Source organism: Pseudomonas sp. (assembly GCF_041601375.1).
Classification (GTDB): domain Bacteria; phylum Pseudomonadota; class Gammaproteobacteria; order Pseudomonadales; family Pseudomonadaceae; genus Aquipseudomonas.
Genome location: NZ_JBFIIG010000131.1, coordinates 1 through 12065 on the forward strand (window position 1 = coordinate 1; position 12065 = coordinate 12065).

Below are 12065 nucleotides of genomic sequence, written 5' to 3' on the forward strand. Positions count from 1 at the left end.
GCAGCCCCGGTTGCTGGTACTCGACGAGCCACTGTCCGGCCTCGACCCGGTCGGGCGCAAGGATGTGGTGGATATCCTCAACGAGTACAAGCAGCAGGGCGGCGCGATCTTCTTCACCTCCCATGTGCTGCACGACGTCGAACGCATCGCAGACCGCTTCGGCTTCATCAACAAGGGCGAACTGCTGACCGTGCGCTCGCCGCGCGAACTGGCCGCCGAACGCGCCGATCACCTGCTGGTGCGCTTCAACGCCGAACACGCCATCCAGCCCGGCGCCCGCCGATTGCGCGACGGCGAGTTCGAATGCGAACTGACCCAGGCCGCGCTGCCGGCCTTCATCGCCCAGCTCAACCAGAGCGGCGGCCACCTGCTGACGGTAAAACCGGCGGTATCGCTGGAAAGCGTGTTCTTCAAAATCCTCGACGACGCCGCCCACAAAGCCCAAACCGCCCCAACCCCCGCGCCATCCCCGCCCAACAAAACCCCCGCCTGACCCTGCCCGTAGGGTGTCACTCGCCGAAGGCAGTGCACCATGGGTTGCTCGGCGCGGCACAAATCCTGGCGGGTTGTCGCTGCGCTGCGAGCGGACGGCGCCCCGACCGCCCTACCCGCAGGCAGTGCACCATGGGTTCGTCGGAGCGGCGCAAAAGCTGGCGGGCTGTCGCTGCGCTCCGAGGCCGCCCTACGGACCGAGCGGAACGTCAGATCTGGAACAATCCGCAATCCGTAGGGTGTCACTCGCCGAAGGCAGTGCACCATTGGTTGCTCGACGCGGCGCAAAAGCTGGCGGGCTGTCGCTGCGCTGCGAGCGGACGGCGCCCCGACCGCCCTACCCGCAGGCAGTGCACCATGGGTTGCTCGACGCGGCACAAATCCTGGCGGGTTGTCGCTGTGCACCGAACGGATCACCGCCCGGACTGCAGGCTCGGTTCCGGCTCTTATGCGGCGCCCGAAAGCAGGCTCTCGTAGGGAATATGCAGGCCTTCATGCAGGCGTTTGATCATGCGCAGGCTTAATGGCCGTTTGCGATTGAGTACCTCGGATACGCGTCCGCTCGGGCCAATGTAGGCCTCCAGGTCGCGCGGGGTCAGGCCTTGCTGGTCCATGCGGAATTTGATCGCCTCGATGGGATCGGAAGGGGGTATGGGGTGGTGCTCGTCTTCATATTTTTCAATCAGAAGCGCCAGTACTTCCAGTTCGTCGCCCTCCGGGGTGTTGGTTGCAGCGCCCCACAGCTGTTCCATGCGGCCCAAGGCTGCTGCCAGGTCGTCATCGTTACGAATGGGCTTGATGTTCATTACACTGTCTCCGCATTGATCTGGTCGTACTGGCCGTGTGTGCCGACAAATCGCACAAAAGCCAGTTGCCGTTCGTAGTCGATCGCCAGTATCACTCGATACTTGTTGCCGGCAATGTTGAAGACCTCTCGTCCGCCTTGCAGCGCGCTTGCCGTCCGCAGCTCCGCTTTGACCTCTTGCGGCGTGCGGTATGTGGCCTTCTCCATGTGCCGATACCACTCCGTCAGCGGCGACATTGCGTCGAGGTAGGCGGGGTTGCTTTCCCAGAATGTGCGCAATGTTGCTTTGGCAATTATCCGCACCATTGGTTCTCCCTTTTTGGGAGATTTATGCGCCCTTACGTATCGGCTGGCAACGGTTGCCTTGTCGTCAGCCGCAGCATGAGCTTGTGGGGGTAATGGGGTGGAGTGATCGGTCTGGAGCACCCAGTTGTGCAGCCACCGGGTTTTATTGGTTGGCCGCAGATCGTCGTGATGGGTATCGCTTCGCTCATCCTACGGGACCCGCAACGGTTCTGTAGGATGTGGCGGGCCGCAGGGATTTTGTAGGATGTGCATCAGTAGATCTACGCCATGGTGCTATGGCCCTTTGTGTTGTTGTAGCCTGAAGGCTACAATCACCGCGTGGCCGAAATCGTCCGCAGCGCTACTTTCTCCAATTGGTTGTCCGGTCTCGCGGATGGTCGCGCCAGGGCGCGCATCCAGGCTCGCATCGATCGTATGGCTGACGGCAACTTTGGCGATGTCGAGCCGATTGGCGACGGGCTGAGTGAGGCCCGTATTCACTATGGTCCCGGTTACCGGGTGTACTTCATGCAGCAGGGCCGCCGGTTGGTGATCCTGCTGTGTGGTGGCGACAAGGGCAGTCAGGGCCGCGACATCAAGCAGGCTGGGCGGATAGCCAAAGCCTGGAAGGAGCAGAATCATGACTGAGCAATTCTCACGCTGGGACTCCTCTGAGTACCTTAAAACCGAAGAAGACATGGCTGAATATCTGGATGCCTGCATAGAGGAGGCTGGCGACGATCCAGCGTTCATTGCCAAGGCGCTCGGTGTGATTGCCCGTGCGCGCGGTATGACACAGGTCGCGCGTGATTCCGGTCTGTCGCGTGAAAGTCTCTACCGCGCCCTTTCTGGTGAGGGCAATCCCGAGTTCGGTACCATCCTGAAAGTAATCAAGGCCCTGGGGCTGAAGCTGCACGTGCAGGCGGCTCACTGAGGGGGGAGACGGTATCCACGAACTACCGATCCCGCGCCGGATTTGCGTCGCGACTACGACTTTGTAGCCCGAAATCCCCAGCAAACAAAATCCCCGCCTGACCCTGCGGTCGCAGGGCTTTGTCGGATGTGGCGGGCCGCGGAGCGTCTCGGCCTGCATGCCCGGGCGGGCGGCTCGATGCCTCGACGTGGAGCGATCAAGTTAAGTTGTCCTACCTCTTCTGTTGTTATGATTAGCCCCCTAAGTAAACCGTCCGCCCGGGGCCGCCATGTTCGCCGTCGTCCTGCAAACCCTCGCCATCACCGCGCCGGTGTTCTCGATGCTGTTTCTCGGTGTGGGGCTCAAGCGCCTGGGCTGGATCGACGATGCCTTTGTCAACACCGCGTCGTCGCTGGTGTTTCGCGGCACCATGCCGGCTCTGCTGTTTCTCGGCATCGTCAAGGCGGACCTGAGCGCGGCCCTGCAGCCGGCGCTGCTGGGTTACTTCGTGCTGGCGACCCTGGCGTGTTTCCTGATCGCCTGGGGCTGGGCCATCTGGCGTTGTCCGCGGGAGGATCGCGGGATCTACACTCAGGGCGCGTTTCGCGGCAATAACGGCATCGTCGGCCTGGCGCTGGCCACCAGCCTGTATGGCGATTACGGCTTGTCGCTCGGCGCGGTGCTGGGCGGGGTGGTGATCCTCTGCTACAACACCCTGTCGGCCATCGTCCTGGCGATCTACAGTCCGCACGTCAAGTCCGGTCCCTGGGCCATCGGCAGGAGCATCCTCGGCAATCCGCTGATCATCGGCGTGCTGGTGGCCATGCCGGTCGCCTACTGGCGCCTGGCGCTGCCGGACTGGCTGATGATCTCGACCCAGTACTTCGCGCAGATGACCCTGCCGCTGGCGTTGATCTGCATCGGCGGCACCCTGAGCCTGGCCTCGTTGCGCGAGAGCAGCGCCATCGCCATCAGTTCAAGCCTGATGAAGATGGTCTGGCTGCCCTTGCTGGCAACCCTGGGCGCCTGGCTGTGGGGCTTCCGTGGTGCGGAACTGGCGATCCTCTTCCTCTATTTCGCCAGCCCTACGGCTGCCGCCAGTTTCGTCATGGCGCGAGCGGTGAATGGCAATCATCGGCTGGCGGCGGCGATCATCGTGATCACCACCCTGGCCGCGGTGCTGACCATCAATATCGGTTTGCTGCTGTTGCAGTGGATCGGCTGGATCTAGGGGTTGCTGGGCGGGGGCAGGCGTTGATCGCGGATCGCTGTGATGGGTATCGCTGCGCTCAACCACATCCTACAAAACCGTTGCGGCCCACCACATCCTACAAAAGCCCGACCGCTAATCGGTCGGATGGTGCGGGCCGCGTAGGTTTGAGCGCAGCGATACCCATGGAGCGGTTGTGCAGTCGCCGCATTTTATTGGTTTGTCGCAGATCGCTATGATGGGTATCGCTTCGCTCAACGCCATCCTACGGGATCTGCAGCGTTTCGCAGAATGTGGCTTGAGCGCAGCGATTGCCATAGGGTCGCCGCGCTAAAGGGGCTCGCGCTGTCTATGCCAGGCGCGTCCGGCGATCACCGCCAGGGTCACCACCGTCAGCGGCAGCACATAACCGAGCATGGCATCGCCGAAGGCCTGGGCAAGCGGTCGGCCGGTGGCGAACAGCACCAGGTAGAGGGTGTAGGCCAGGTAGTAGGCGAGGAACAGCAGGCCTTCCCAGCGATTGATGCGATAACCGGAAAAGAAGATCGGCAGGCAGGCTACGGCCACCGCGATCATCACCGGGAAGTCGAAGGCCAGGGCGTTCGGCGAAATCGAGATCGTTAGCGGCGATACCAGCGAGGCCAGGCCGAGTACGCAGAGCAGGTTGAAGATGTTGCTGCCGACGATATTGCCCACGGCGATATCCCGTTCGCCGCGGATGGCGGCCATGATCGAGGTCGCCAGCTCCGGCAGCGAGGTGCCGATGGCCACCACGGTCAGGCCGATGATCAGCTCGGACAGGCCAAGGGCGCGGGCCAGGCTGACGGCGCCCTCGACCAGCAGGTTGGAGCCGCTCACCAGCAGGATCAGGCCGGCGACGATCAGTGCCAGGTTGATCAGCCAGGCGTAGGGCTTGGGCGCCTGGTGCAGGCCGAACTCCTTGGCGAACTCGTCGTTGTCATCGGCCGCGCTCTTGTCCCTGAGGCTGCTGATGATCAGGAAGCCGGTGTAGGCCAGCACGCCGGTGAACAGCAGGGCTCCGTCGAGCGTGCTCAGGCCGCCGTCCCAGGCCAGGGCGTAGACCACCAGGCTGGCGCCGATCATGATCGGCACGTCCAGGCGGATCAGTTGCCGGGAGACGATCAGCGGCGCGACCAGGGCGGTCATGCCGAGAATCAGCAAGACGTTGGCGATATTGCTGCCGATCACGTTGCCGATGGCCAGGTCGCCGCTGTTGTTCAGGGCGGCCTGCACGCTGACTGCAGTTTCCGGCGCGCTGGTGCCGAAGGCCACCACGGTCAGGCCGATTACCAGCGGCGGAATGCCGAATTGCGCCGCCACTTTGGCGGCGCCGCGCACCAGTACCTCGGCGCCGGCAACCAGCAGTACCAGGCCGGCGATCAGGTAGACGAAGGTCATCGGGGTCATTGCAAGGGGCTCCAGAAAAGAGGCGCTAGTTTAATCATCGGCTTGCAGTACGCCAGAGGGCGATCGCGTGTTCTTTGTAAACAGCTATGTTCACTCGGCCAGTTGCTGTACGCGCACCGGCACCACGCCGGCGCGGAGCATGTCGAGTCGCTCGGCGGCCTGGCGCGACACATCGATGATGCGGCCCCTGACGAAGGGGCCGCGGTCGTTGATGCGTACCACCACGCTCTTGTCGTTGTGCAGGTTGGTCACCCGCACGCGGCTGCCGAAGGGCAGGCTGCGGTGGGCGGCGGTGAGGGCGTGCTGGTCGAAGCGCTCGCCGCTGGCGGTCTGCTTGCCGTGGTGGCGGGCGCCGTAATACGAGGCCCGGCCTTCGGCGCGGTATCCCTCAGGGTCGATGCCCTGGCTGGCGCAGCCGGCGAGCAGGGCGAGCAGGGTGGCGAGGATCAGGCCATTGCGGATCGGCGGGTGAGGGCGTAAGCCGCATGCAGTCCGTGGGCTTGCTTGTTCCCAGAGTGCATCCGGGCTACGAGTCGGCATAGATCCACTTCTCCACTCAGAAAAACGCCGGGCAGGCCCGGCGTCGATGGGGCGGGGGGTTAACCTTCGAGCTTCTTCTTCAGCAGCTGGTTCACCTGGCCGGGGTTGGCCTTGCCTTTGGAGGCTTTCATCGCCTGGCCGACGAAGAAGCCGAACATCTTGCCGCGCTTGGCTTCGTCGCTGGCGCGGTACTGTTCGACCTGTTCGGCGTTGGCCGCCAGCACCTCGTCGAGCATGGCTTCGATGGCGCCGGAGTCGGTGACCTGCTTGAGGCCCTTGCTCTCGATGACTTCGTCGGCACTGGCGCCTTCGCCGGCGGCCAGGGCCTCGAAGACCATCTTGGCGATCTTGCCGCTGATGGTGTTGTCCTTGATGCGCTGGATCATCCCGCCCAGTTGTTCAGCGGACACCGGCGACTGCTCGATCTCCAGATTGTCCTTGTTGAGCAGGCTGGACAGCTCGCCCATCACCCAGTTGGCGGCCAGCTTGGCATCGCCGCAGACGGCATTGACCGCCTCGAAGTAGTCGGCCAGTTCGCGGCTGGCGGCCAGTACGTCGGCGTCATAGGCGGACAGGCCGAACTGCGCCTCGAAGCGTGCGCGCTTCTCTACCGGCAGTTCCGGCAGGCTGGCGCGGATTTCATCGAGGAAGCTTGGTTCGATCACCACCGGCAACAGATCCGGGCAGGGGAAGTAGCGGTAGTCGTTGGCTTCTTCCTTGCTGCGCATGGAGCGCGTCTGGTCCTTGTTCGGGTCGTACAGGCGGGTTTCCTGGACCACCTTGCCGCCGTCCTCGATCAGTTCGATCTGCCGTTGCACTTCGTGGTTGATCGCCTTCTCGATGAAGCGGAAGGAGTTGACGTTCTTGATTTCGGCGCGGGTGCCGTATTCGGCCTGGCCCTTGGGCCGTACCGAGACGTTGCAGTCGCAGCGCAGCGAGCCTTCGGCCATGTTGCCGTCGCAGATGCCGAGGTAGCGCACCAGGGCGTGGATGGCCTTGACGTAGGCCACTGCTTCCTTGGCCGAACGGATGTCCGGCTCGGAGACGATCTCCAGCAGCGGGGTGCCGGCGCGGTTGAGGTCGATGCCGCTCATGCCGTGGAAGTCTTCGTGCAGGCTCTTGCCGGCGTCTTCTTCCAGGTGCGCGCGGGTGATGCCGATGCGCTTCTGGGTGCCGTCTTCCAGGGTGATGTCGAGGAAGCCCTTGCCGACGATAGGGTGATCCATCTGGCTGGTCTGGTAGCCCTTGGGCAGGTCCGGGTAGAAGTAGTTCTTGCGCGCAAAGACGTTCTGCGGCGCGATTTCGGCATCGATGGCCAGGCCGAACTTGCAGGCCATGCGTACGGCTTCGGCGTTGAGCACCGGCAGGGTGCCAGGCATGCCGAGGTCGATCAGGCTGGCCTGGGTGTTGGGTTCGGCGCCGAAGGCGATGGCGCTGGCGGAAAAGATCTTCGATTGGGTGCTGAGTTGGGCGTGAATCTCAAGCCCGATTACGGTTTCCCATTGCATGTCAGTCGTCCTCAGAATCCAGCCGGAGCTTGTGTGTGCCAGTCAGTGACCTGTTGGTACTGGTGGGCGACGTTGAGCAAGCGGCCTTCCTGGAAGTAAGGGGCGAGCAGTTGTACACCCACCGGCAAACCCTCGACGAAGCCGGCGGGCATCGACAGGCCGGGGATGCCGGCCAGGTTGGCGGGGATGGTGTAGATGTCTTCCAGGTAGGCGGCGACCGGGTCGTTGTTCTTCTCGCCGAGCTTCCAGGCCAGGTTCGGCGTGGTCGGGCCGAGGATCACGTCGACTTCGTCGAAGGCGGTGAGGAAGTCGTTCTTGATCAGCCGACGAACCTTCTGCGCCTTCAGGTAGTAGGCATCGTAGTAACCGGCCGACAGGGCATAGGTGCCGATCATGATCCGCCGTTTGACCTCGGCACCGAAGCCTTCGCCGCGCGAGCGCTTGTACAGGTCTTCGAGGTTGACCGGGTTTTCGCAGCGGTAGCCGAAGCGCACGCCGTCGAAGCGCGACAGGTTGGAGCTGGCTTCGGCCGGGGCGATCACGTAATAGGCCGGGATCGCGTGCTGCATGGTCGGCAGGCTGATGTCCTTGACCGTGGCGCCGAGTTTCTTCAGTTCCTCGACCACCGCCAGCACCGTTTCGGCGATACGGCCGTCGAGGCCGGCGCCGAAGTATTCCCTGGGCAGGCCGATACGCAGGCCGTTGAGCGGCTGGTTCAGGGTGGCCAGGTAGTCGTCGACCGGCTGGTCGACGCAGGTGGAATCCTTGGGGTCGAAGCCGGCCATGGCCTGCAGCATCAGCGCGCAGTCTTCTGCGGTGCGCGCCAAGGGGCCGCCCTGGTCGAGGCTGGAGGCGTAGGCGATCATGCCCCATCGCGAGACGCGGCCGTAGGTCGGCTTGATCCCGGTGAGGTTGGTCAGCGCCGCCGGCTGGCGGATCGAGCCGCCGGTGTCGGTGCCGGTGGCGGCCGGCAACAGGCGTGCGGCGATCGCCGCCGCCGAGCCGCCGGAGGAGCCGCCCGGGACGCGGGTCAGGTCCCAGGGGTTTTTCACCGGGCCGTAATGGCTGGATTCGTTGGCCGAACCCATGGCGAATTCGTCCATGTTCAGCTTGCCCAGGGTCACGGCACCGGCGCTGGCGAGTTTCTCCACCACGGTGGCGTCATAGGGGGCCTTGAAGCCGGTGAGGATCTTCGAGCCACAGCTGGTCAGTACATCTTTGGTGCAGAACAGGTCCTTGTGGCCGATCGGCGCGCCGAGCAGGGCGCCGTTCTCGCCGGCGGCGCGGCGGGTGTCGGCGGCCTTGGCCTGGCCGAGGGCCAGCTCTTCGGTGACGCTGATGAAGCTGTTGAGCTGCGGGTCGAGCTGCGCGATGCGCTGCAGCAGGTCGCGGGTCAGTTCTTCGGCGGAGAATTGTTTGGCGGCCAGGGCGCGGGCTATTTCAGCCAGGGTCAGTCGATGCATCACTCAATCACCTTGGGAACCAGGTACAGGCCGTTCTCCACGGCCGGGGCGATCGCCTGGTAGGCGTCGCGGTGGTTTTCTTCGGTCACCACGTCGGCGCGCAGGCGCTGGGTCGCTTCCAGGGGGTGGGCCAGTGGCTCGATACCCGTGGTGTCGACCGCCTGCATCTGATCGATCAGGCCGAGAATGTTGTTGAGGGTCTCGGTGGTTCGTGGAATTTCGCTTTCATTCAGGCCCAGTCGGGCCAGATGGGCGATTTTTTCCACCTCGGAGCGTTCAAGCGCCATTGAGGTTCTCCAGTAGAGGGGCAGTCAACAGAAAATGTGCGCGGGTCGCCATGTCTGAGCCGTGCAGGGAACGGATTCTGTGAGCGGGTGGTCAAAGGCCGCGATGATGGGCCGTATGGCCCCGAAAAACAGGCAATCTAACATATTGCCGCCTTGCTCAAAATCCCTGTCGTTGTTAGAGTTTGCCGCACTTTTATTCGCGAGTCCCCGCGCGGTTGACTATCTGCGTGTTGCCGCGCGATGGATTGCCTGCGCGTTACCCGCACGTTGCTTTTTTTTACCACGCGTTGCCTAGGGTCCCTCTCCCATGTTCAAAAAACTGCGTGGCATGTTTTCCAGCGATCTGTCGATCGACCTGGGCACTGCCAATACCCTGATCTACGTGCGCGAGCGCGGCATCGTCCTGAACGAGCCTTCGGTCGTCGCCATCCGTACCCACGGCAACCAGAAGAGCGTCGTTGCGGTCGGTACCGAAGCCAAGCGCATGCTCGGACGCACCCCCGGCAATATCGCGGCCATCCGGCCGATGAAGGATGGCGTGATCGCCGACTTCAGCGTGTGCGAGAAGATGCTGCAGTACTTCATCAACAAGGTTCACGAGAACAGCTTCCTGCAGCCTTCGCCGCGCGTGCTGATCTGCGTGCCGTGCAAGTCCACCCAGGTGGAGCGCCGCGCCATCCGCGAATCGGCCCTGGGTGCCGGTGCCCGTGAAGTGTTCCTGATCGAAGAGCCGATGGCCGCGGCCATCGGTGCCGGCCTGCCGGTGGAAGAAGCCCGCGGCTCGATGGTCGTCGATATCGGCGGCGGCACCACGGAAATTGCCCTGATTTCGCTGAATGGCGTGGTCTACGCCGAATCCGTGCGGGTCGGTGGCGACCGTTTCGACGAAGCCATCATCACCTACGTGCGGCGCAACTACGGTTCGCTGATCGGCGAGTCCACCGCCGAGCGGATCAAGCAGGAAATCGGCACCGCCTACCCGGGCGGCGAAGTCCGCGAAGTCGACGTGCGTGGCCGCAACCTGGCCGAAGGCGTGCCGCGTGCCTTCACCCTCAACTCCAATGAAGTGCTGGAGGCCCTGCAGGAGTCCCTGGCCACCATCGTCCAGGCGGTCAAGAGCGCGCTGGAGCAGTCGCCGCCGGAGCTGGCCTCGGATATCGCCGAGCGTGGCCTGGTGTTGACCGGTGGCGGTGCCTTGTTGCGGGATCTGGACAAGTTGCTGGCCCAGGAAACCGGTCTGCCGGTGATCGTTGCCGAAGACCCGCTGACCTGCGTCGCCCGCGGCGGCGGCAAGGCCCTGGACATGATGGATCGCCACACCATGGATCTGCTGTCCACGGAGTAAGCCGTCTGCGCCAAGTCTCGAGCTGCAAGCCGGGTTTCCACTCGCTTGCAGCTTTTTGTTTGCTGCTTGACGCTTGACTTGAGAGGAACTCGCCATCAAACCGCTATTTGCCAAAGGTCCTTCGCTCGGTGTGCGCCTGCTGGTGTTCACCGTGCTATCGGCTGCGCTGATGGTGGTGGATGCGCGACTCACCGTGTTGCAGCCGCTGCGCAGCCAGTTGGGCCTGATTGTCGAGCCGGTCTACTGGCTCGGTCGTCTGCCGGTGACCCTGTGGGACAGCGCCACCCTGGAGCTCAGTTCGCGCAGCGAGCTGGCCGCCGAGAATGAGCAGCTCAAGGCCGAGAGCCTGATGCTGCAGCGGCGCCTGCAGAAGCTGGCGGTGCTGACCGAGCAGAACGTGCGCTTGCGCGAACTGCTCAACTCGGCGGCGCTGGTCGACGACGATGTGTTGGCCACCGAGCTGATCGGCATCGACCCCAACCCCTTCACCCACCGCATCCTGATCGACAAGGGCAGCAAAGACGGCGTATTGCTCGGTCAGCCGGTGCTCGATGCCCGCGGCCTGATGGGCCAGGTGGTCGAGGTGATGCCGTACAGCTCGCGGGTGTTGTTGCTCACCGACACCACCCACAGCATTCCGGTGCAGGTCAACCGCAACGGCCTGCGCGCCATCGCCACCGGCACCGGCAACCCGGAACGCCTGGAATTGCGCCATGTGGCCGATACCGCGGACGTCAAGGAAGGCGACCTGCTGCTCAGCTCCGGTCTGGGCCAGCGTTTTCCCTCGGGCTATCCGGTGGCCGTGGTCACCGAGGTGATTCACGACTCCGGCCAGCCGTTCGCGATTGTCCGCGCCATGCCGACCGCCGCCCTGAATCGCAGCCGCTACATGCTCCTGGTGTTCACCGATCCGCGCAGCCCCGAGCAGCGCGCCAGCGATTCGGCCGAGGCGCAGGAGGCGGCGGATCGTCGGGCCCGCGAGCAAGCGACTAGCGCTCCGGCGCCGGCGGTCCGGGATGCCGCGGCCGATGCGCCGGTTACATCCTCCACTACTGCAGCGGAACCTCGCCAATGATCGCTCTGCGCGCGCGCAACGTCTGGGTAATCTGGCTCAGCCTGGCCTTGGCCCTGCTCCTCAGCGTGGCCACCTTGCCCGAGTTCATGGAGGTCGGCCGGCCACTGTGGCTGGCGTTGATCCTGACCTACTGGGTGCTGGCCTTGCCGCATCGGGTGGGCATGACCACGGCCTGGTGCGTCGGGCTGCTGGCCGACGTGCTGAACGGCGCGTTGCTGGGGCAGAATGCCCTGATTCTGACCCTGGTGACCTTTCTGGTGCTGAGCCTGCACCAGCGCTTGCGCATGTTCCCCATGTGGCAGCAGAGCATGGTGCTGCTGGTGGTGTTCGGTCTGGCCCAACTGGTCCAGTTGTGGCTCAATGCCTTGACCGGCAACCGTCCACCGACCCTGGCGTTCGTCCTGCCGGCACTGGTCAGCGCACTGCTGTGGCCGTGGGTCTGTGTCATCCTGCGTGGTGCGCACAAGCGCCTCAACGTTAATTGAGTGCGGCTGGCCCTGCACAAGTTCGACAGGGAGAAGTCCGCATGACCACGCTTTATCTGGCTTCCGGGTCGCCGCGACGTCGCGAATTGTTGAGCCAGATCGGCGTGCCCTTCAGCACGCTACTCGTCCCCGTCGATGAAAATTCATTGCCAGAAGAGCCTCCCTGCGCCTATGTAGAGCGTCTGGCCCGCGCCAAAGCGCAGGCTGGACTGGCCGCCTTGGCTGATCC

General features: G+C 63.9%; 14 protein-coding genes and 1 pseudogene. 8 read left to right on the plus strand and 7 right to left on the minus strand.

What is annotated here, in order from left to right:
• Nucleotides 1–493 (plus strand): annotated as a pseudogene (locus ABZE94_RS15755) (ABC transporter ATP-binding protein); the annotation flags it as partial.
• A gap of 445 nt (nt 494–938) precedes the next feature.
• On the opposite strand, the gene ABZE94_RS15760 reads toward ABZE94_RS15755, so the two are convergent.
• Both ABZE94_RS15760 and ABZE94_RS15765 read right to left on the minus strand, forming a co-directional pair.
• Complete coding sequence (locus tag ABZE94_RS15760; protein WP_372876437.1) at nt 939–1298, minus strand: type II toxin-antitoxin system HigA family antitoxin; 360 nt, start codon at nt 1296–1298, stop codon at nt 939–941.
• Nucleotides 1298–1600, minus strand: a complete 303-nt coding sequence (locus ABZE94_RS15765) for a type II toxin-antitoxin system HigB family toxin (RefSeq protein WP_372876448.1) — start codon at nt 1598–1600, stop codon at nt 1298–1300. The genes ABZE94_RS15760 and ABZE94_RS15765 overlap by 1 nt, the downstream gene beginning before the upstream one ends.
• A 321-nt stretch (nt 1601–1921) precedes the next feature.
• Between ABZE94_RS15765 and ABZE94_RS15770 the strand changes: the two genes are divergently transcribed.
• From ABZE94_RS15770 to ABZE94_RS15780, 3 genes are all read left to right on the plus strand, one after another.
• Nucleotides 1922–2230: a type II toxin-antitoxin system RelE/ParE family toxin gene (locus ABZE94_RS15770; RefSeq protein WP_372876438.1), complete on the plus strand. Its 309-nt coding sequence runs from the start codon at nt 1922–1924 to the stop codon at nt 2228–2230.
• Nucleotides 2223–2516 (plus strand): addiction module antidote protein, encoded by a 294-nt coding sequence (locus tag ABZE94_RS15775; RefSeq protein ID WP_372876439.1) that lies wholly within the window; start codon nt 2223–2225, stop codon nt 2514–2516. The genes ABZE94_RS15770 and ABZE94_RS15775 overlap by 8 nt, the downstream gene beginning before the upstream one ends.
• A 268-nt stretch (nt 2517–2784) precedes the next feature.
• A complete protein-coding gene (locus ABZE94_RS15780) occupies nt 2785–3726 on the plus strand; it encodes an AEC family transporter (RefSeq protein ID WP_372876440.1) in 942 nt (313 codons plus the stop codon).
• A 309-nt stretch (nt 3727–4035) separates the two neighbouring features.
• On the opposite strand, the gene ABZE94_RS15785 is transcribed toward ABZE94_RS15780, so the two are convergent.
• From ABZE94_RS15785 to gatC, 5 genes are all read right to left on the minus strand, one after another.
• On the minus strand, nt 4036–5133 hold the full coding sequence (locus ABZE94_RS15785; RefSeq protein WP_372876441.1) for a calcium/sodium antiporter: 1098 nt from the start codon (nt 5131–5133) through the stop codon (nt 4036–4038).
• Between the two features lie 90 nt (nt 5134–5223).
• A complete protein-coding gene (locus ABZE94_RS15790) occupies nt 5224–5673 on the minus strand; it encodes a septal ring lytic transglycosylase RlpA family protein (RefSeq protein ID WP_372876442.1) in 450 nt (149 codons plus the stop codon).
• Nucleotides 5674–5732: 59 nt separating this feature from the next.
• The gene (gene gatB, locus ABZE94_RS15795) at nt 5733–7181 is read right to left on the minus strand and encodes an Asp-tRNA(Asn)/Glu-tRNA(Gln) amidotransferase subunit GatB (RefSeq protein ID WP_372876443.1); all 1449 of its coding nucleotides are present in this window, start codon (nt 7179–7181) and stop codon (nt 5733–5735) included.
• Between the two features lie 11 nt (nt 7182–7192).
• Complete coding sequence (gene gatA, locus ABZE94_RS15800; RefSeq protein ID WP_372876444.1) at nt 7193–8647, minus strand: Asp-tRNA(Asn)/Glu-tRNA(Gln) amidotransferase subunit GatA; 1455 nt, start codon at nt 8645–8647, stop codon at nt 7193–7195.
• On the minus strand, nt 8644–8931 hold the full coding sequence (gene gatC, locus ABZE94_RS15805) for an Asp-tRNA(Asn)/Glu-tRNA(Gln) amidotransferase subunit GatC (RefSeq protein ID WP_172144020.1): 288 nt from the start codon (nt 8929–8931) through the stop codon (nt 8644–8646). The genes gatA and gatC overlap by 4 nt, the downstream gene beginning before the upstream one ends.
• 307 nt (nt 8932–9238) lie before the next feature.
• On the opposite strand from gatC, the gene mreB reads away from it, so the two are divergent.
• From mreB to ABZE94_RS15825, 4 genes are all read left to right on the plus strand, one after another.
• Entirely contained in the window at nt 9239–10276 is a 1038-nt protein-coding gene (gene mreB, locus ABZE94_RS15810) for a rod shape-determining protein MreB (protein WP_079203152.1), read from the plus strand.
• A 130-nt stretch (nt 10277–10406) separates the two neighbouring features.
• Nucleotides 10407–11351: a rod shape-determining protein MreC gene (gene mreC / locus ABZE94_RS15815; RefSeq protein WP_372876445.1), complete on the plus strand. Its 945-nt coding sequence runs from the start codon at nt 10407–10409 to the stop codon at nt 11349–11351.
• Nucleotides 11348–11836 (plus strand): rod shape-determining protein MreD, encoded by a 489-nt coding sequence (gene mreD, locus ABZE94_RS15820; protein WP_372876446.1) that lies wholly within the window; start codon nt 11348–11350, stop codon nt 11834–11836. Before mreC ends, mreD begins: the two co-directional genes overlap by 4 nt.
• Before the next feature lie 41 nt (nt 11837–11877).
• Nucleotides 11878–12065 (plus strand): Maf family protein (locus ABZE94_RS15825; protein ID WP_372876447.1); only part of this gene is annotated, 188 nt, incomplete at its 3' end.

Excerpts from the sequence above, each read along its gene's own strand:
- ABZE94_RS15760 (WP_372876437.1), bottom strand. The coding sequence starts at position 1,298 with ATGAACATCAAGCCCATTCGTAACGATGACGACCTGGCAGCAGCCTTG.
- ABZE94_RS15775 (WP_372876439.1), top strand. The coding sequence starts at position 2,223 with ATGACTGAGCAATTCTCACGCTGGGACTCCTCTGAGTACCTTAAAACC.
- ABZE94_RS15780 (WP_372876440.1), top strand. The coding sequence starts at position 2,785 with ATGTTCGCCGTCGTCCTGCAAACCCTCGCCATCACCGCGCCGGTGTTC.
- ABZE94_RS15785 (WP_372876441.1), bottom strand. The coding sequence starts at position 5,133 with ATGACCCCGATGACCTTCGTCTACCTGATCGCCGGCCTGGTACTGCTG.
- ABZE94_RS15790 (WP_372876442.1), bottom strand. The coding sequence starts at position 5,673 with ATGCCGACTCGTAGCCCGGATGCACTCTGGGAACAAGCAAGCCCACGG.
- gatB (WP_372876443.1), bottom strand. The coding sequence starts at position 7,181 with ATGCAATGGGAAACCGTAATCGGGCTTGAGATTCACGCCCAACTCAGC.
- gatC (WP_172144020.1), bottom strand. The coding sequence starts at position 8,931 with ATGGCGCTTGAACGCTCCGAGGTGGAAAAAATCGCCCATCTGGCCCGA.
- mreB (WP_079203152.1), top strand. The coding sequence starts at position 9,239 with ATGTTCAAAAAACTGCGTGGCATGTTTTCCAGCGATCTGTCGATCGAC.
- mreD (WP_372876446.1), top strand. The coding sequence starts at position 11,348 with ATGATCGCTCTGCGCGCGCGCAACGTCTGGGTAATCTGGCTCAGCCTG.